19 protein-coding genes are annotated in these 16,133 nt (G+C 62.4%); 8 read left to right on the forward strand and 11 right to left on the reverse strand.

Annotation, left to right across the window (positions count from 1 at the left end; translation table 11 throughout):
- Window positions 1-3 precede the first annotated feature (3 nt).
- The gene (locus HMPREF3104_RS08140) at window positions 4-690 is read right to left on the reverse strand and encodes a glycerophosphodiester phosphodiesterase (RefSeq protein WP_246816394.1); all 687 of its coding nucleotides are present in this window, start codon (window positions 688-690) and stop codon (window positions 4-6) included.
- Between HMPREF3104_RS08140 and HMPREF3104_RS08145 the strand changes: the two genes are divergently transcribed.
- Complete coding sequence (locus tag HMPREF3104_RS08145) at window positions 689-2,569, forward strand: alpha/beta-hydrolase family protein (RefSeq protein ID WP_070495124.1); 1,881 nt, start codon at window positions 689-691, stop codon at window positions 2,567-2,569. The two genes, HMPREF3104_RS08140 and HMPREF3104_RS08145, sit on opposite strands and share 2 nt — an antisense overlap.
- A gap of 9 nt (window positions 2,570-2,578) precedes the next feature.
- Here the strand turns inward: HMPREF3104_RS08145 and msrA are convergent, their stop codons facing one another.
- Window positions 2,579-3,232, reverse strand: coding sequence for a peptide-methionine (S)-S-oxide reductase MsrA (gene msrA, locus HMPREF3104_RS08150; RefSeq protein ID WP_070495125.1), 654 nt, complete (start codon window positions 3,230-3,232; stop codon window positions 2,579-2,581).
- Window positions 3,233-3,321: 89 nt separating this feature from the next.
- Here msrA and HMPREF3104_RS08155 point away from each other — a divergent pair, with 89 nt between their 5' ends.
- Both HMPREF3104_RS08155 and HMPREF3104_RS08160 read left to right on the forward strand, forming a co-directional pair.
- Complete coding sequence (locus HMPREF3104_RS08155; RefSeq protein WP_052205796.1) at window positions 3,322-3,924, forward strand: superoxide dismutase; 603 nt, start codon at window positions 3,322-3,324, stop codon at window positions 3,922-3,924.
- Window positions 3,925-3,978: 54 nt separating this feature from the next.
- Complete coding sequence (locus HMPREF3104_RS08160) at window positions 3,979-5,154, forward strand: MFS transporter (RefSeq protein ID WP_070495126.1); 1,176 nt, start codon at window positions 3,979-3,981, stop codon at window positions 5,152-5,154.
- Here HMPREF3104_RS08160 and HMPREF3104_RS08165 read toward each other — a convergent pair.
- On the reverse strand, window positions 5,151-6,656 hold the full coding sequence (locus HMPREF3104_RS08165) for a TM0106 family RecB-like putative nuclease (RefSeq protein WP_070495139.1): 1,506 nt from the start codon (window positions 6,654-6,656) through the stop codon (window positions 5,151-5,153). The genes HMPREF3104_RS08160 and HMPREF3104_RS08165 overlap by 4 nt on opposite strands.
- A gap of 67 nt (window positions 6,657-6,723) precedes the next feature.
- Between HMPREF3104_RS08165 and HMPREF3104_RS08170 the strand changes: the two genes are divergently transcribed.
- Window positions 6,724-7,110, forward strand: a complete 387-nt coding sequence (locus HMPREF3104_RS08170) for a DUF6474 family protein (RefSeq protein WP_052205793.1) — start codon at window positions 6,724-6,726, stop codon at window positions 7,108-7,110.
- Window positions 7,111-7,113: 3 nt separating this feature from the next.
- Here HMPREF3104_RS08170 and HMPREF3104_RS08175 read toward each other — a convergent pair whose 3' ends face one another.
- Window positions 7,114-7,785, reverse strand: a complete 672-nt coding sequence (locus HMPREF3104_RS08175; protein ID WP_070495128.1) for a LuxR C-terminal-related transcriptional regulator — start codon at window positions 7,783-7,785, stop codon at window positions 7,114-7,116.
- A 17-nt stretch (window positions 7,786-7,802) separates the two neighbouring features.
- The gene (locus HMPREF3104_RS08180; RefSeq protein ID WP_070495129.1) at window positions 7,803-9,038 is read right to left on the reverse strand and encodes a sensor histidine kinase; all 1,236 of its coding nucleotides are present in this window, start codon (window positions 9,036-9,038) and stop codon (window positions 7,803-7,805) included.
- On the opposite strand from HMPREF3104_RS08180, the gene HMPREF3104_RS08185 reads away from it, so the two are divergent.
- Both HMPREF3104_RS08185 and HMPREF3104_RS12755 read left to right on the forward strand, forming a co-directional pair.
- A complete protein-coding gene (locus tag HMPREF3104_RS08185) occupies window positions 9,037-9,618 on the forward strand; it encodes a DUF2020 domain-containing protein (RefSeq protein ID WP_070495130.1) in 582 nt (193 codons plus the stop codon). The two genes, HMPREF3104_RS08180 and HMPREF3104_RS08185, sit on opposite strands and share 2 nt — an antisense overlap.
- On the forward strand, window positions 9,615-10,607 hold the full coding sequence (locus tag HMPREF3104_RS12755; RefSeq protein WP_083279020.1) for a TIGR00730 family Rossman fold protein: 993 nt from the start codon (window positions 9,615-9,617) through the stop codon (window positions 10,605-10,607). The genes HMPREF3104_RS08185 and HMPREF3104_RS12755 overlap by 4 nt, the downstream gene beginning before the upstream one ends.
- A 20-nt stretch (window positions 10,608-10,627) precedes the next feature.
- On the opposite strand, the gene HMPREF3104_RS12490 is transcribed toward HMPREF3104_RS12755, so the two are convergent.
- Together HMPREF3104_RS12490 and HMPREF3104_RS08195 are read right to left on the reverse strand one after the other, a co-directional pair.
- Window positions 10,628-10,780 (reverse strand): hypothetical protein, encoded by a 153-nt coding sequence (locus HMPREF3104_RS12490; protein WP_168156369.1) that lies wholly within the window; start codon window positions 10,778-10,780, stop codon window positions 10,628-10,630.
- Between the two features lie 27 nt (window positions 10,781-10,807).
- Window positions 10,808-11,704, reverse strand: coding sequence for a class E sortase (locus tag HMPREF3104_RS08195; protein ID WP_070495131.1), 897 nt, complete (start codon window positions 11,702-11,704; stop codon window positions 10,808-10,810).
- An 18-nt stretch (window positions 11,705-11,722) separates the two neighbouring features.
- Here HMPREF3104_RS08195 and yidC point away from each other — a divergent pair, with 18 nt between their 5' ends.
- Complete coding sequence (yidC, locus tag HMPREF3104_RS08200; protein ID WP_070495132.1) at window positions 11,723-12,847, forward strand: membrane protein insertase YidC; 1,125 nt, start codon at window positions 11,723-11,725, stop codon at window positions 12,845-12,847.
- On the opposite strand, the gene HMPREF3104_RS08205 is transcribed toward yidC, so the two are convergent.
- From HMPREF3104_RS08205 to HMPREF3104_RS12495, 4 genes are all read right to left on the reverse strand, one after another.
- Complete coding sequence (locus tag HMPREF3104_RS08205) at window positions 12,844-13,476, reverse strand: TetR/AcrR family transcriptional regulator (RefSeq protein WP_052205787.1); 633 nt, start codon at window positions 13,474-13,476, stop codon at window positions 12,844-12,846. The genes yidC and HMPREF3104_RS08205 overlap by 4 nt on opposite strands.
- Before the next feature lie 151 nt (window positions 13,477-13,627).
- Entirely contained in the window at window positions 13,628-13,897 is a 270-nt protein-coding gene (locus tag HMPREF3104_RS08210; protein ID WP_070495133.1) for a GlsB/YeaQ/YmgE family stress response membrane protein, read from the reverse strand.
- 62 nt (window positions 13,898-13,959) lie between these two features.
- Window positions 13,960-14,868, reverse strand: coding sequence for a universal stress protein (locus tag HMPREF3104_RS08215; protein ID WP_052205785.1), 909 nt, complete (start codon window positions 14,866-14,868; stop codon window positions 13,960-13,962).
- Window positions 14,869-14,906: 38 nt separating this feature from the next.
- A complete protein-coding gene (locus tag HMPREF3104_RS12495) occupies window positions 14,907-15,053 on the reverse strand; it encodes a hypothetical protein (RefSeq protein WP_168156370.1) in 147 nt (48 codons plus the stop codon).
- Between the two features lie 20 nt (window positions 15,054-15,073).
- Between HMPREF3104_RS12495 and HMPREF3104_RS08220 the strand changes: the two genes are divergently transcribed.
- On the forward strand, window positions 15,074-16,033 hold the full coding sequence (locus HMPREF3104_RS08220) for a pseudouridine synthase (RefSeq protein WP_070495141.1): 960 nt from the start codon (window positions 15,074-15,076) through the stop codon (window positions 16,031-16,033).
- The last annotated feature ends 100 nt before the right edge of the window (window positions 16,034-16,133 follow it).

The following is a 16,133-nucleotide window of genomic DNA, read 5'->3' on the forward strand; positions in this document are numbered from 1 at the left end:
TACCTAGTGTTCCTCGCGCGGTGACGCAAGCGTCTCCAACGCGAGGTCTGGCAGGTCCGTCGCTAAAACATCCACGCCGTGTTCGGCGCACCACAGCATCTGCCGCGGCGTGTTCACCGTCCAGGTGTAGGTGCGCACCCCCAGGCGCCCAATCAGCGCAGGTTTTGCATTGAGCCTGACTATGGACGGCCCAAGGCCCACCGGCGCTCCCGGCAACCACCAGGTGCGCGGGCGCAATAGAAAATAGGTATCCAACAGTGGCGCCCTCTTGCGGAAGTAGCGCACCGCGTTGCGTGAAAACGAGATGATATGGATCCGGTCTGATTCATCCAAGCCGTGGCGGCGAAGCTCCTGCAGCGTACGCTTTTGCACTTCGGAGTTGAAGCGGTTGTGTTTGATCTCCACGTAGAGGTGGTGGTCCGGATAGTTGGCAAACATGGCCAGCAGGTCACTAAACGGCATGAGTCCATCGCCGCTGCTTACTGGGTCATGCGCTACTACGAGTTGCCCGCCCCGTGTCAGGCGTACGTCACACTCCACGCCGTGGATGGGTAGCTCGAAGGCAGCCTTGAAAGCTTCAGGGGAGTTGTCATCAAAACGGCCCGAGAACCCGCGGTGGGCAACAATCAGTGGCCGCGTCGTTTCCATCACCTCACCCAGGGTACGGATATTTGAAACAATAAGGGTCATGCTTGAAAAGCTCACCGCATCACTGCGAAACGCACGACGTAGATACTCCGTGAGCCGCGACGGCCTACTCGCCGTGCCTATTGCGGGACTGCAGACGTTTGCGGACCTTTCGCCGGTACTGCGCGTGTATGGCCTGCAGCGCCTGCCCAGCAGTTTCCGTGCGGGCGCGGTGGGTGCGGAGGTGGCAACGTGGGGTGCGATCGCGCCGTCGCTTTTGCCGCACAAGCTGACGTTCACCGCCGCTAATGTGGCGTTTTTGCAGGGTATCGGTCATGCGGTGGCGACCGGTGTAGCGCGTGCGGCGGCCCCTGGCACGAAGCGTCGCCTGCCGGACCCGTTGCCGCTGCCGGTGCGCGTGGGCATGACCGCGGTGACCACGGGTGCGATTGGGATGGCGATTTCCCGGCGCGCCCGCCAGGAGAAGCTGGTGGAGGTTGAAGGCACCTACTCGGCCTGGGACACCATCGGCGGGCTGCTGCTTGGTACCGCAGGCTACGGCGCGATCCTTGCTGTGGGCGAGGTGGTGCAGACGTTTATTGACGCGCTCAACGCGCTGTTTGGCCGCCGCCTGCCGCCGGTGACGTCCTGGCCGCTAGCCATTGTGGGTGGCGGCGCCATCATTGTCCTGTTTGCGGACAAGGTTGTGGTGCGTCGTTTCTTCTCCCGCGCCTCGCGCCAGGCGTTGGAGCTGGACCGCGCGTTTATGCGCGGTGCGGATCGCCCTTTGGAGCCTGAGCGTTCCGGCTCCCCCGCATCCCGGGTGAGCTGGCAGTCTTTGGGGCGCCAAGGCCGTGCCACCGTCGCCGGCGGTCCCCGCGCCGAGCACCTGCGCCGCGTGCTGGGTGAGGATCAGGTGCGTGAACCGATCCGCGTGGTGGTTGGCTTGCACGACACGGACCCGGATTCCACCCCCGATTTCGAGGCCATGGCCGAAGAGGCCGTCGCGGAGATGCACCGCACCGGCGCGTTTGCACGCAGCCACATCGCGATCATGTCCGGTGCGGGCACGGGTTGGATCAATGATTTCCACACTTCGGGCTTTGAGTTTGTCACCCGCGGCGACAGCGCGATTGTGTCCATGCAGTATTCATTCCTGCCGTCCGCTTACTCCTACGTGGCGGACCACATCTCCCCGGTGCGCTCCACCCGTATTTTGGCCAAGGCGGTGCTGCGTGAGCTGGAAAAACTGGACCCCGCCACGCGCCCGAAGCTCTACCTCGGCGGTGAATCCCTCGGCGCCTATGCGGTTAGTGACGTCTTCGAGTCCGTCGACGAGTTCCTCCACGGCACCTCCGGCGGCGTGTTCACCGGTGTGCCCGGCTTCGCCCACAACCACTCGGAGCTCACCCGTGCGCGGGAGAAGGGAAGCCCGCAGCGCTTGCCGCTTGTCGACGGCGGACGCCACACCCGCTTCACCGCCCACCCCGACCACCTGCACCACGATTTCAAGGGCGATGCTTACGAGCACGAGTGGGCAGAACCGCGCTACGTGTTTGCCCAACATGCCTCCGACCCCGTGACGTGGTGGCAACCCAGTCTGTTGTGGCGCGCCCCGGACTGGCTGCGCGAACCCGGCTCGCGTGGTGTGCCCGCACCCGAGGCGCAAAAACTGGATGTGCTGCACACGCTTCGGTGGCTGCCACTGGTCACGTTCTGGCAGGTGGGCATGGACCAGCTGGCCTCCCAGGACGTGCCTTCACCGCACGGGCACAACTACCACGATGAGACGGTGGCCTACTGGAACGCCGTGGTCCACGGCGTCGACGGCGATCGTGCATTGAGCAAGGGCCAGCTGGCGCGCGCCTCACAGTGGATCCACAACGATGCGGTCAAGCTGCGCAAGCCTGCAGACGGCTTCCCTTCAAAGTACGGCTACTAACTGCCCCGCTTAGATGCCGCAGGCAACGCCTGTGGAGTGGTGCGGGCAGTAGCCGTTGGGCACCTTGTGCAGGTACTGCTGGTGCTCGTCCTCTGCCAAGAAATACTGCACGCCGTCGGTCTCAACAGAGTTGACCTCAGTGGTGATGTCGCCGTAGCCGGCGTCTTTTAAGTCCGCGCCGTACTGAGTGATCCACTCGCGGATCTGCTCGGCTTCTTGTTCCGTGTCGGTGTAAAACGCGGAGCGATACTGCGTGCCCACGTCATTGCCCTGGCGGAAGCCCTGCGTTGGGTCGTGCGCTTCAAGCGCCACCTTGACCAGCTCTTTCAAGGTGACCTTCTCCGGGTCATAGACCACCTCTACAAGCTCCACGTGGTTGGTCTGTCCCGAGCACACCTCCCGGTACGTCGGGTTCGGGGTCTGCCCGCCGCCGTAGCCCACGCTGGTGGACTCCACACCACCTAGCTGCCAGTACATTTTCTCCGCACCCCAGAAGCAGCCGATACCGATCAGGATGCGCTTCTGGCCGTCGCGCCACGGGCCGGTAATAGGCGTGCCCAACACCGCGTGCGGACGCGGGTGCGTAAGCACGGGGTCGGGACGGCCGGGGAGGGCCACGGTAGCGTCGACAAGCTTAGGCTCAGGAGCAAAAAGGAATCCCATATCTCCTATAACGACTTCGGTCACAACACTGTTCCCAAATTTTCTCTACGATGGTTGCCGTACACGAAACCGAATGAAAGGAAATGATCATGGCTGTTTACGAGCTTCCTGATCTCCCGTACGCATACGACGCACTTGAGCCGCACATCTGCGAAGAGATTATGACCCTGCACCACGACAAGCACCACGCTAACTACGTCGCTGGCGCAAACGCAGCACTCGAGGCACTTGAGGCAGAGCGCAACGGTGAGGCAAACGCCGACCGTATCCGCGCACTGTCCAAGAACCTTGCGTTCAACCTGGGTGGCCACACCAACCACTCCATCTTCTGGAAGAACATGGCACCGAACGCTGGCGGCAACCCGACCGGCGCAATCGCTGAGGCTATTGACCGTGACTTTGGCTCCTTCGAGGGCTTTAAGAAGCAGTTCACTGCAGTTGCTAACGGTCTGCAGGGCTCCGGCTGGGCAGTTGCTGGCTACGACCACGTCGCTGGCCGCCTGATCATCCAGCAGATGACTGACCAGCAGGGCAACATCTCCGTAGACTTCACCCCGGTTCTCATGCTGGACATGTGGGAGCACGCGTTCTACCTGCAGTACAAGAACGTCAAGGCTGACTACGTTGAGGCTTGGTGGAACGTTGTGAACTGGGACGACGTAAACGAGCGTTACGCAAAGGCTTCCGCATAAGTTTTTAGCGCACACGCTTGCGTTTTGGCTCAGGGAGGTCCACCATAGTGACCTATGAGAAAAGGCACCCCTGAGTACAGGCGCGCGACAGTGGCCATGCTCTTTGTGGGCTTGGCCATTTTTTCGTCTCTGTACCTGACTCAGGCGCTGCTTCCCATCCTCACCCGTGAGCTGCACACCACGCCATCAACCGCCGCGTGGACTGTCTCCGCCGCAACGGGTGCGTTGGCACTGTGCGTTGTGCCGGCCTCCATCCTGAGCGAGAAGTTTGGCCGCGGACGGGTCATGACCGTCTCCGCCGTCACCGCCACCGCGCTGGGGTTTGCCGTGGCGCTGTCACAAAACATCGAGCAGATGATCGTGCTGCGCGCACTCCAAGGCATGCTGCTGGCAGGCACACCTGCGGTGGCCATGGCGTGGCTGTCCGAAGAGCTTGACCAGCGCGACCTGCCCGGGGCGATGGGCCTCTACATCGCCGGCAACACCATCGGCGGGCTCATGGGACGCCTCATCCCCTCCTTTGTGCTCGAGGTGGCCTCGTGGCGGTGGGCTATTGCCGCCACCGCCACCGTCAGCCTTTCACTGGCGCTTGCCGCCTGGTGGCTATTGCCTGAGCAGCGCAACTTCCACGCCAAGACAAGCATCCGGCCGGGTGCGGAGTTCCGCGCGATTGCAGGCCACCTGACCAACCCGCGCATTGTGGCCCTGGCCAGCACGGCGTTTTTGGGCATGGGCGTATTTGTGTCCATGTACAACTTCTTCGGCTTCCGCGCCATCAATGACTTTGGTCTGCCGCCGTCGCTGGCGGGTCTGACCTTCCTGTTGTACTTGTCCGGCACATGGTCAAGCGCCAGGGCCGGCACGTTTGTGGGTCGCTTCGGCCGGGGTCGTGTGGTTGCTGCCGGTGCTGCCATGATGCTGGTCGGCGCCCTGATCGGTGCAAGCGCAAACCTGTGGATCACGTTGATCGGCCTGCTGATCTTCACCGCCAGCTTCTTCGCTATGCACTCCACGGCAACCGGCTGGGTGGGCCAGATCGCTGAGCGCGACCGCGCGGAAGCCTCCAGCCTGTACGTGTTCTCCTACTACATGGGCTCTTCAATCCTGGGTGCGGCAACGGGTCGCGCTTTTGAGGCGCTGCCGTGGGCAGGCTTCATGGGCGTGCTGGCCTTGTTGCTGGCGGTGCTGAGTACCGTTGCGGTGTGGTTGGCAGTGCGAGAGCGCCGTTAATCGCGCATCTGATCAATGAGCGGTACGCCCGGCGCGCCGCTAGTTAAGAAGTCGCGCACGGCGCGGGTGGCGCGGCAGTCGTCCTCGTTGTAGCGCAGCAGCATGTCGCGGGCGGCGTGGTCCCCAAGGCGCGCGGCACGCCGCAAAGCAATGGAACGCTCCCCGTCCACGTCATCGTCTTCCCAGGTAAACCCGGCTGCCGGGGCCAGCACTTTCAGGCCCAGCCCGTCGGTTCCCACCAGGTGTTTGCGTGCGTAGGCGAACACGTCGACCCACTCATCGCTGCTCAGAAACGCCGCGACCTCTGCTGCATCCACGGAGCCGAACCGCTTCGCTGAGCTGCGCATCCAGTAGTTCTCGCCTCCCGCGGCAAAGCAGTATGCCCGGAAGGTTTTGCCCGCAGAGCTTGCTGCTTGTTTGCGCTGACGCAACCACCCCCAAAACTGCCCAAAGTTTCGCTCCTCCGCCGCCGAATCAGCGCCGCCAACCTCGTCCCACGTGACAAAGGAGTAATAGCGCTGGCCATCAAACGCACCCCACAGGTAAGCGCCCTGGTCCAGGTAGGCCTCCATGTCGATATCGATCTCCACATCAGCGCGCGGGATGGTGATCTCGCCGGGGCGGCGAAGCAGCGGGATATCCTCGCGCCAGGCGCGGGCGATGGCGGAGGGTTCGCCCACGTTGGCGTCGATTAGCATCTGCACCGTGGTGATCCCCTCATCGCGCAACACGTCGCCGCGGCCGCCGGGAAGAACCAGTGAAATATCGTCCAGCTCCTCCAGGCGCGGGCGGCACAACTCCCAGAACCGGCAGGTCGCGCACTGTTTCAGGCGCTTCGGCTCAGCGGGGATCGGAGCAGTGAGTGCCTCAATCAGCGGCGGGATGAACCGCTCCACATCCCCGATGTAGGCGCGTGTGCGGTCCTGGCCAATCACGCCACCGCGGCCGGTGGCCTTGCCGTAATCGCGCAACAGCAACTCCGCGATGGCCAGGCGGTAGCCGTCCACGGTGTGGTGGCGCGGCTTCGCCGGCACCTCAAGCGGTGCGGACAACCCAAGCCGGCCAACCGGGATCATCGCCATACGCGAGGTCTCATGCGCACGCGCCACCCGGTGATTCGAGATGATCACCGGCAGGTAATCATGACCGTCGCGCACCAGCACGTCCACGTCCGCAACCACGCGCACGCCCTCAATCTGGCCCGCCAACCTGGCGTTTGTAATCACGTGTGCGCCAGCGCGAATCGCAGCGATCGTGTGCGCTGCCTGCTCCTCGTCCCCATCCGCCGGGTCCACATCAACCCGGATGAACAGCTTCCTGCGGCCATCACCCACCGCCCGCTTGGTGGGGAGGGCGTTGAGGACGAGGGCCCGTGCAGCGTCTATACGCGGCTGGCGCTCCAGCGACTCCGGCAACGGCGGGATATTCGGGTGCACCGCGCGCTGGTGGAGCCTATAGCGGCAACCCACCAGATCATTCGCACGCACTTGGGCCGGGAACATCACAATGCCCCAAATGGTACCCGTCGTGCGCGCCGTACATGGACCGTACATGGGTAAGGTGGACGCCATGGGAATTCTCAAGTCCATCCGCAAGAACAGCAAAAAGCAGCTGAAGAAGGTTGAAGCGGAAGTAAAAAAGGCCGAGGCAACCGCCCGCAAGTACTCCCGCGACGAGGCTAAGGCTGACCTGCGCATCGCACAACTGCTGGACAAGGCAGAAAAGCGCCTGCTTAAGGAAGAGCAGAAGGGGCTGAAGCGCAAGCGCAAGCACGAAAAGGACCTGGCCAAGGCGCACCTGAAGCGTATCGACGAAGCCGGCCTGACCAAGAAGAAAGCCAAAAACCTCGCCGGCGCACTGCGCGTTCTGGTTCCGGTGCTGCTGCCGCTGATCTACAAGGGTCTGACCGCTTACCAGCAGCGCGAACTGGACAACCGCGCCGCCGGCCAGCGCTAGAACCTACAGCACACCCATTTCGCGGGCGGACGCCACCGCGGAGGTACGGGAGCGCACACCCAACTTGTCATAGATATGCACAAGGTGACTTTTCACCGTGGCCTCCGACAGCATGAGCTCCGCGCCGATCTCGCGGTTGGATGAGCCGGCGGCCACCAGCTGCAGTACCTCTAGCTCACGCGGGGTGAGTGAGGAGCGCGGGGTGCGCTCACGCGTAGCCAGCTTGTCGCGCACGGTTGGTGACATCGGCACCGCCTCACCCGCGGCGCCATCCGCAACGCTTTCATCCATGCCCGCCACGGATCGGACGGCGGCGAGGAGTTCTTCCGGCGGGGCGTCTTTCAACATGTAGCCCACCGCACCGGCCTCGATGGCGCCGAGGATGTCAGCGTCCGTGTCGTAATTGGTCACCACCAGCACCTTTGGCGGGTTGGTCATGGAGCTGCGGATGGCGGCGGTGGCTTGCGCCCCCGTCATCACGCGGGTGCCCTGGGGGCCAGCACCAAAACGCAGGTCCATCAGGATTACGTCAATGCCCCCGGCCTGAGCCGTGGCAATTGCGCCTTCCGCGGTGGCTACCTCACCAACCACCATGATGTCGTCTGCCTGCTCCAACACAGAGCGCAGGCCAAGGCGCACAATCTCATGATCATCAGCCAGTAACACGCGAATCATGCCATCATCCTAACTGTCTAGTCCGAACTATCTACAGCACCGTCCACAGGCACCGCCACGGAGATTGCCGTCGGCCCGCCCGGCGCGGACTCAATGGTCAGCTCCCCGCCAAGCTCCGCGGCGCGCGAACGCATCGCATCCAACCCCAGGTGGCCAAGACCTGCGGGTTTGCCGGCTTGCGCTGCAACGTCAAAGCCCACGCCGTTATCCACAACGTCCAGGCGGATCTCCTCAGGCTCGTGCGTAAGTGTTACCCGCACGCGGCTCGCCCCCGAATGCTGCACGGCATTCGACACCGCGCCTTGGGCGATGCGCAGCAGCCCAGCCTCCACACGCATGGGCAGTTTCTGCGGCTCACCGTGGGTTTCCACCTGGATATCCATGTCGCTGGCATGCGCAAAGTCCGCGGCAATCCGCTCCAGAGCTTCGCTTATCGACGCTTCGCGCAACCCCGCCGGCGTCAACGCCGCAATCATCGCGCGAGTCTCCGCCAAGTTGTTAGACGCCGCCCGGCGTGCCGCCTCCATCCGGCGCAGCGGCTGTTCAAGCTCTTCTTCAGCCACGTCAAGGTTGCCCAAGTCCCGCTCGGCGGCGTGCAGCAGCATTTGGATAGAGGACAAGTTCTGCGCCACCGTGTCATGAATCTCGTGCGCCAAGCGTTCGCGCTCCTGCGCCACACCTGCTTCGCGTTCGGACTCGGCGAGTTGTTCGCGGGTGGACAGTAGCTCGTCGATAAGCAGAAGCCTCTCGCGGCTCACCCTGCCGATGGTGGTGAATGCATAGTTGATTGCCACCACCACAACGGCGGACAGGGCCGGGCCCATAATGCCGCCGAGGGTGAGCCCGGTGGGGATCTGGAAGATGATGGCAATGGCCAGGTCAATGGCCACAAACAGCAAACCCCGCCAATCATTAAACGCACGCAGGGAAACAAAGAACAGCAAAAACACCCAGTAGATGGCCACCGGCGAGATGGTCATGTCTGAAATCCACACCGCCGTGACCGCACTGAGCCACACCAACTTGCCCAACGTGCCCCACCGCGGCATCTCCACCATGCCGTAGAACAACAGGAACGAAAACGCGGTGACCAACACAATGTGCAGCAACGCCTCATTCAGCGGCATCCGAGCAAGCGCGAGCAGGGACACCAGCACCAAACTCACAGCCAAGACGGTCACGCCGGAGTCAATAGCTTTGTTATCTGGGATGTCTGCGGGGTCCCGCTCCAACATCACTAGTCTGGAGCTCATGCGTTTGAGACTACCCACCCTGCTCCTGTGCGCGGCCCTGGCGGGGTGCGCGGGCGGCGACAACCCCGGTTCGCCGGGTGCGCCGGATGCCACCGACGCACCGGAAGGTGTCGAAGCCGCTGAGGCTCCCGCCGGCGACGGCCTGCCGCTCGACGCGCTGCCGGGCACGGACCGCAACGGCTGGGTCGACTGCCCCTACCTGGACACGCAGTGGGTGGCAGACACCAACGGCCAGCGCGTCACCGGCGTGGGCATTGACGACCGTTTCAACCCACCCGCCTGCCAATACTGGTCCTATCCCCCAGAACCGCAGCTGACCGTGTTTGTGCGCCGCATGCCCACCGCCCAAGAAGCGATGGCGGTGGTGGACTGGGCCATGCCGATTGACACCACCGCGCCCGCCGACCAGCCCGAAGGGTGGAACGGCGGACGCCACGGAGGCGGCGACGTCCCCGGCCGCCTCGGCGCCGGCTACGCGGTAGCGCACGGCGACACGGCCGTGGTGGTGTTTACCAACCAAAACGAATCCGTTAAAGCACAGCTTGTTGCGGAGCAAGTTATCGCTAACCTAGGACTGTGACTCAACCAGGGACCCAACCAGAAATCCGCGTCGCCGCCGTAGTGATCCGCAACCCCCAGGGCGCGGTGCTGTGCGTGCGCAAAAAGTCCAGCCCCCGCTTCCAACTACCGGGCGGCAAGCTTGAGGCCGGCGAATCCCCGCTGGATGCCGCACTGCGCGAAACGCTCGAAGAGGTTGGCGTGGACCTGGATAGGCACCAGCTTGGGTTCCTGGGCCGGTTTTCTGCCGAGGCCTCCAACGAGCCCGGCCATACGGTGACCTCGACCGTGTTCGCCGCCCCAGCCGGCGTGCTTGATCGCATGGGTGTCCATCCGCAGCCGGCCGCCGAGATTGCTGAGGTGGACTGGATCCACCCGGCAGATACCGCTGGTTATGAGCTTGCACCGCTGCTTGCCACCCGTATCTTCCCGGCGCTTCGCCCGCGCACACTCAAGGCGGTCGCCGTCTTCGCTGGCGCCCGTGACGCCACCGACCCCGCCACGAGCGAACTGGCCTACGCGCTTGGCAAGGCGCTTGCAGAGGCCGGCATCACCCTGGTCTACGGCGGTTCCAAGCTGGGACTGATGGGACAGGTTGCCGCCGGCGCGCATGATGCGGGTGGTCGCACCCACGGCGTGCTCACCACGCACCTGGCTAACTATGAGCTGAAGTATGACGAGCTGGATGAACTTGAGCTGGTTGGCACCATGGCGGAGCGCAAAACCCGCATGAGCGAGCTTGCGGACGGCATCATCGCACTCCCCGGCGGCGTGGGCACGCTTGATGAGCTCTTTGATGCCTGGACGTCCCAACAACTCGGCCTCAACCCCATCCCCATCGGTCTACTGGGCACCGAGTTCTGGCGCCCGCTGGCCACCATGGTGGATCACATGGTCGGCCAGGGCTTTGTGCGGGCTACGGACCGGGAGCATTTACTGCTTGACGACGCCCCCGTCAGCCTCCTCACCCGCTTCCAAACCTGGATCCCGCCAGTACCCCGCTGGATCTAAACAGCGATCTAAACTGCGACTTACACAGCGACGTCGTTGTACGGCATGAACGAGGACACCCACGGAAACACCACGTTCATAAGCAGCAGGAACACCGCCACCACAATGACGATGGTGATCAGCCATTTCACCGGCGGGGTACCGGGCAGTTTGTTCCACAGGTATGAGTACATGTCCTAGGGCCTTCCGTTAGCTTTGCGTCATCTTTCAGTCATGGCGGCGGGCAGCGCACCCTCGCCGTCTGGGGTTTTCGGCACCGCCTCCGTCTTCACCGCGTGGATAATCATGCGCTCCTTGTTGGAGAACTGCGGGTGGCACGTAGTCAACGTCAGGATGGACTCCATGCCCGGCACCACTTCCGTCGACGGGGTTTCCGGCATGGGGTTGACCACGTTGATGTCATTCGGCAGCGTGATGTGCTTGCCAAGCACTGAGGCATAGTCGCCGGTTGCTATGCGTTCGTTGAGGTCGGGTGGGAGGCACGTGGACGTCGATAAGCGACGAAGCTCCGCATCCCCCTCCATCGGCAGCACCCGGTAGGTGACCCACTGAGTCTGGGTCTCAACCACAATTGCGTCGCAGGCGTTGAGCTGGCCCAAGTCATTAAACGGCGCGCCCTTGCCCACGCGGTGGCCAGCCACGGCGAAGTTGCCGGGCTCACCAGGCATCTGCGTGCCGGGATAGCGGCCCGGGCCGGCGAGCAGCGCCGTCGGATCCACACCCTCAATGATGGCGAAGCGGTAATCCGGGCCAAAGGAGGGAATGTACATGCGGGCAAACGCATCACCCTCCGCAGGCGCGTGGACGGAGCGGGGGTTGACCCAGTTTTCCTCCCATACCTCTTCAAGCCGTGACTGCGCCTCATTCTGCATCTTGCCGGAGGCGATGTTGGTCCAAAACGACTCATAGAACGCAAAGAGCAACAGCACCGCGCCAATGGTCAGCAGCACCTCACCAATAATCTGGCCAGGGGTGATGCGCGCAGGTTTGCGTGCCTTGTTACCGGAGTTCTTCCCCAGGTTCTCACCTGAGTTCTCACCCGGCCAAAACGGTTGGGGTGCCCCGCCCATTGCCGCTCCCGTGGTTGCCGATTGCATGGCCTAACATTAACGCACATGCTGGAAATGCTCGTGTACCCGGTGTCTGCCGTGATGAAGTTCTGGCACTGGCTGCTGGCCGGGTTGCTTGGCGCGGACTCCAACGCCGCCTGGGTTGCCTCGGTGTTTCTGCTAGTGATCTCCGTACGCTCGCTGATTTTGCCGTTTGCGTGGCAAACCATCTCCAGTACGCGGCGCGCCTTCCTCATGCGTGCGCACTTGGAAGAGGTGCAGCGCAAGTACGGCGAGTCCACCGATGTGGAGGACCTGCGTGCGGAGCAGGAGGCGCGCAAGCAGATCCAAAAAGACCACGGCTATAACCCGCTCGCCGGGTGTGTGCCGGTGTTTGTCCAGGTGCCGGTGTTTCTTGGTTTGTACCGGCTGTTGCAGTGGATGTCTGTGCCGGATGCCTCTGCGGGCCGTAAGATCGGCGTGCTTTCAGACGCCGAGATTGCCTCCTTCCGCGACACCACCTTCTTCGACGTGCCGCTTTCCGCCTACGTAGCCATGGATGAGGCACAGTTCGCCTTCCTTGGCACCACCCAAGAGGCCACGCTGAAGGTGGCGTTGCCGTTTGTCATCATGGCCGCGGTGTTTACCTCCGGAAACCTGCTGATCAACCAGGCACGCAACCGCACGATGTTGGAGTGGGCGAACACCTTCACGCGCCGCAGCTACTACTTTTTGTACTGGTTCGTGCCGTTCGTCGCCGTGATGCTGCTGCTCTCCGGCTTGACTGGCCCGGTGCCGATCGCGCTGCTGATGTACTGGGTGGGCAACAACCTGTTCACCACCGTGCAGACGGTCGCGCTGTGGGCGTTGGCCGTTCGCACAATGCCGGCCTCCGACATTCACTTTGAGGCCCAGGCCGCGGCGCGTGAGAAGTACCGCACGCAGCGCGCCGAGGTCAAGGAGCATAAGTCTGCTTTATTGCGCCTCCGCGCATCCACCCTCACCACCCCCACCCAAGCCGGCCGCATCCACCGCGAAATTCGCGACGCTAAACGGGCGCGCAAGCAAGAAAAACGCGACGAAAAGCAGCGGAAGAAAACGCTGGAGAGCGAGCGCTCAGCGGCCAGGCGCGAACTTGCGCTGCTGCGTAAGAAGGAACGCGAAGAGCAAAAAGCCAGCGAGCAGGACTAGATCGAGTAGTCCGCAGGCGGCGCGCCGAGTTCGTTCTTGGCCAGTTCGCGGGCCTTCTCCAATGGGGTCACGCTCTGGGTGAACCTTGCCCCCGCCAAGCCACCGTCTAAGTAGATCAGCAGTTCATCTGCTTGCGCAGCAGAGTCGTAGCCGTTCTTCTCCGTGAGCAAGCGAGTGAGCGTGGAGTGCATCCAACGCCTGTGGTCCAGGCTGGTTTCCACAATGCGCTTCTCGGATTCTGTCTCCGGGCGCGGGTATTCTGTTGCCGCGTTGAAGAAGGGTGAGCCGCGGAAGTTCTTCTCCGGCTCCTCATCAATCGCCATGTCAAAAAAGACAAGGATTTTTCCATCCAGGTCCGCCGCCTGGTCGGCGCGTTCCTGCCAGCGCTGGCGGTACTGCTCATCCATGCGCTCAAGGTATGCAACCACCAGGTTGTCCTTGGAGCCGAGCAGGGAGTACAGGGAGGCTTTGGCCACGTCCGCTTCGCGCAGCACGCGGTCGATGCCGATGACACGGATGCCTTCCTCGTTGAAAAGCTTCGTCGCCGCGTCCAGAAGGCGCTGCCTCGGGCTCGGTCGATTACGACGCCGCGGAGCAGGTTTCTTCTTTGCCGCGTCTGAGGATGCCACCTACGTCTCCCTTTCTTATAGACAAACCGGTACGTTCATATTACCCCGGGTGGCAAATCGTGCAATGAGCACCAATAAATAAATTCCCCCGGAGCTACCTTTCAAGTAACCCGGGGGAATCCCTAACTACGTCAAACGCTACATGCGTGGACTATTTCTTATGACCGGTAACCTTGTTCACAATCCACAGCAACACCACCGCACCCAGCAGGCACGTGAGGAAGCTGAAGATAGAGCCACGGTCCGCAACCTGGAGGCCAACCAAGGTAAGCAGCCAGCCGCCGATAAGGCCGCCGACAATACCTACAAGGATGTTCAAACCAATGCCCATCTGGGCATCACGGTTTTGCATCCTAGAGGCTACCCAGCCAGCCAGGCCGCCGATAATAATCCAGCCAAGAAATCCAAGAGTAGGGGTCATAGTTTCAGTGTCCTTTCACAAATAATTGTTATGACTACTTGCCAAGACCCCATTATGCCCTTCTATGCGTTGTATCGCACGACCATCATCGGGCACGGTGCTGACTGAAGCAGCGCACGCGAGGTGGATCCAAGGAGCATTCCCTTGAAGCCACCACGGCCATGCGAGCCCGTGACCAGCAGCTGCGCATTTTCTGCGGCTTCCGTCAGAGCACGCACCGGGCGGTCGCGGGTGATCACGCGCTTGACTTCAACGTCTGGGAATTTTTCGCCTACTTCACGCAGATAGTTGTCCAAAAGCTCCGCCTGCTCGTCGTGAACCTCCTGCCAACGGTCCTCTGTAATGGCGAAGCCAGCACCCGGGGCCGGCACGTGTGTATCAATCCACGTGTGCACCGCAACAAGCTCCGCACCGCGGGCCTGCGCCTCTTCAAACGCAACCTCGGCGGCACGTTGGGAGACTTCAGAGCCGTCAATACCAACAACAACCGGGCCGTACTTGTTCGCCTCGGTCACCGCGTTATCTTCACGCACCACCACAACTGGGCAGTATGCGTGGGAGACCACAGCACCGGAGACGGAACCAAGCATCACGCCAGACAGGCCGCCGAGGCCACGCGAGCCCATGGCGATCATGCCAGCTTCACGAGACATCTCCAACAGCATGTCAATCGGCGAGCTTTCCGCCACCGCGTGACCAATGCGCAACTCAGGCGCAACCTCAAGTGCGAGCGCACGAGCGTCATCGATCTTCTGCATGGTTTCACGCTGCAGGTCATCATAAAGCTCCTGCGGCGGGACCATGCCCTCTGCGTACAGGAATTGCGGCATGGTGTAGCTGGACGCAAGGCGCAGCGCCACATTGCGCTTGGCCGCCGCGTTAGCTGCCCAACGAACTGCGTTGTTTGATGCCGGGCTGCCGTCTACTGCAACAACAATGTCGGTGCCGCGTACTTCTTCTTCCTCGGACATGATCCGATCCTTTCCCTCTCTACGCTGTTACTTCCAGCTTACTTCGGCAGCTCCACGGGGTGCGCGGGTTCCGAGTTTGCCGGGTAGAACAGGTCATAGAGTGCCGCGAGGATATCGGCGATGCCTTTGCCCACACCTTCGCGGAAGAATGCCAGTACTGGTTCAAGTATTGCTGCTAGATCCATGGCCGATAATGTACTACAACATGGCACGCGCCAAACGGAGAACTGAACCCCCGTTGCCTCCTCAGGGCGGCTTGGGGGCTTCGCGCGCCCGCGTCCCCGAAGGCCCGGGGGTGCGCGCGATTGATTTTGTGTGGCATTTGGTTTCCACCCAGCGCCACCGTCACCCGGAGGATGACTTTTCTGCTGTTGAGGAGCGCTTTCGGGAGGGGTTGGTGGTGCGTCGTGACGCAACTGCAATTAGCCCGGATGAGTGGCTGGCCCCTGGCACGGACGTCTTTTTCTATCGACGCCCCGCCCCCGAAACCCCCGTGCCCTACGAAATCCGAACGGTTTTTGAGGACGACACCATCCTGGTTGTGGACAAGCCGCCCTTCTTAGCGACGATGCCCCGCGCCTCCCACATCACCGAAACCGCCACCGTGCGCCTTCGCCGCGCCACGGGAAACGAGGAGCTCACCCCAGCTCACCGGCTGGATCGCGGCACGTCGGGGCTTTTGCTTTTTACTAAACGACGCCACGCCCGCGGCCCCTACCAAGAACTCTTCGCACGGCGTGAAGTAGACAAAATGTATGAGGCGATCGCACCCTATGTGGATGTAGCGGCACCCACCGAGTGGTCGCACCACCTGGTGAAGGTTGCCGGCGAGCCCGCTGGTTCCATCGTTGACGAACTTGAGCCGAACTCACATACTGAGGTTGCTTCGGTGACACGGCTTGGCGCTTCTGAGGAGCGGGAGCTGCAGCGACTGTACGGGATGGATGCGCCGCTTGCCCGCTACGTGCTACACCCGATTACTGGGCGCACACACCAGCTCCGACTGCAGATGATGGCAGAAGCCGCCCCCATTCTTGGCGACACCATCTACCCCACCCTCCTCCCAGCCGGCGCCGAAGACTTCTCCACCCCGATGCGCCTGCGCTGCACGGGACTTGCGTTCATTGATCCCCTAACCGGCGAGCCTCGCTCCTTCAGCGTGTAGGTCTCGGGGCCATTCTCCAGTCTCCTACCGACTCTCTCGGGTGACACTCCCCGGGCAACCGATTCGCTGCTAGTCGATATTTGCTAGTCGATACGTTGTT

The sequence above is a fragment of the Corynebacterium sp. HMSC30G07 genome, from assembly GCF_001806945.1.
Lineage (GTDB): Bacteria > Actinomycetota > Actinomycetes > Mycobacteriales > Mycobacteriaceae > Corynebacterium > Corynebacterium riegelii.

Excerpts from the sequence above, each read along its gene's own strand:
- HMPREF3104_RS08145 (WP_070495124.1), top strand. The coding sequence starts at position 689 with ATGCTTGAAAAGCTCACCGCATCACTGCGAAACGCACGACGTAGATAC.
- HMPREF3104_RS08140 (WP_246816394.1), bottom strand. The coding sequence starts at position 690 with ATGACCCTTATTGTTTCAAATATCCGTACCCTGGGTGAGGTGATGGAA.
- msrA (WP_070495125.1), bottom strand. The coding sequence starts at position 3,232 with ATGGGATTCCTTTTTGCTCCTGAGCCTAAGCTTGTCGACGCTACCGTG.
- HMPREF3104_RS08155 (WP_052205796.1), top strand. The coding sequence starts at position 3,322 with ATGGCTGTTTACGAGCTTCCTGATCTCCCGTACGCATACGACGCACTT.
- HMPREF3104_RS08160 (WP_070495126.1), top strand. The coding sequence starts at position 3,979 with ATGAGAAAAGGCACCCCTGAGTACAGGCGCGCGACAGTGGCCATGCTC.
- HMPREF3104_RS08165 (WP_070495139.1), bottom strand. The coding sequence starts at position 6,656 with ATGTTCCCGGCCCAAGTGCGTGCGAATGATCTGGTGGGTTGCCGCTAT.
- HMPREF3104_RS08170 (WP_052205793.1), top strand. The coding sequence starts at position 6,724 with ATGGGAATTCTCAAGTCCATCCGCAAGAACAGCAAAAAGCAGCTGAAG.
- HMPREF3104_RS08175 (WP_070495128.1), bottom strand. The coding sequence starts at position 7,785 with ATGATTCGCGTGTTACTGGCTGATGATCATGAGATTGTGCGCCTTGGC.
- HMPREF3104_RS08185 (WP_070495130.1), top strand. The coding sequence starts at position 9,037 with ATGCGTTTGAGACTACCCACCCTGCTCCTGTGCGCGGCCCTGGCGGGG.
- HMPREF3104_RS08180 (WP_070495129.1), bottom strand. The coding sequence starts at position 9,038 with ATGAGCTCCAGACTAGTGATGTTGGAGCGGGACCCCGCAGACATCCCA.
- HMPREF3104_RS12490 (WP_168156369.1), bottom strand. The coding sequence starts at position 10,780 with ATGTACTCATACCTGTGGAACAAACTGCCCGGTACCCCGCCGGTGAAA.
- HMPREF3104_RS08195 (WP_070495131.1), bottom strand. The coding sequence starts at position 11,704 with ATGCAATCGGCAACCACGGGAGCGGCAATGGGCGGGGCACCCCAACCG.
- yidC (WP_070495132.1), top strand. The coding sequence starts at position 11,723 with ATGCTGGAAATGCTCGTGTACCCGGTGTCTGCCGTGATGAAGTTCTGG.
- HMPREF3104_RS08210 (WP_070495133.1), bottom strand. The coding sequence starts at position 13,897 with ATGACCCCTACTCTTGGATTTCTTGGCTGGATTATTATCGGCGGCCTG.
- HMPREF3104_RS08215 (WP_052205785.1), bottom strand. The coding sequence starts at position 14,868 with ATGTCCGAGGAAGAAGAAGTACGCGGCACCGACATTGTTGTTGCAGTA.
- HMPREF3104_RS12495 (WP_168156370.1), bottom strand. The coding sequence starts at position 15,053 with ATGGATCTAGCAGCAATACTTGAACCAGTACTGGCATTCTTCCGCGAA.
- HMPREF3104_RS08220 (WP_070495141.1), top strand. The coding sequence starts at position 15,074 with ATGGCACGCGCCAAACGGAGAACTGAACCCCCGTTGCCTCCTCAGGGC.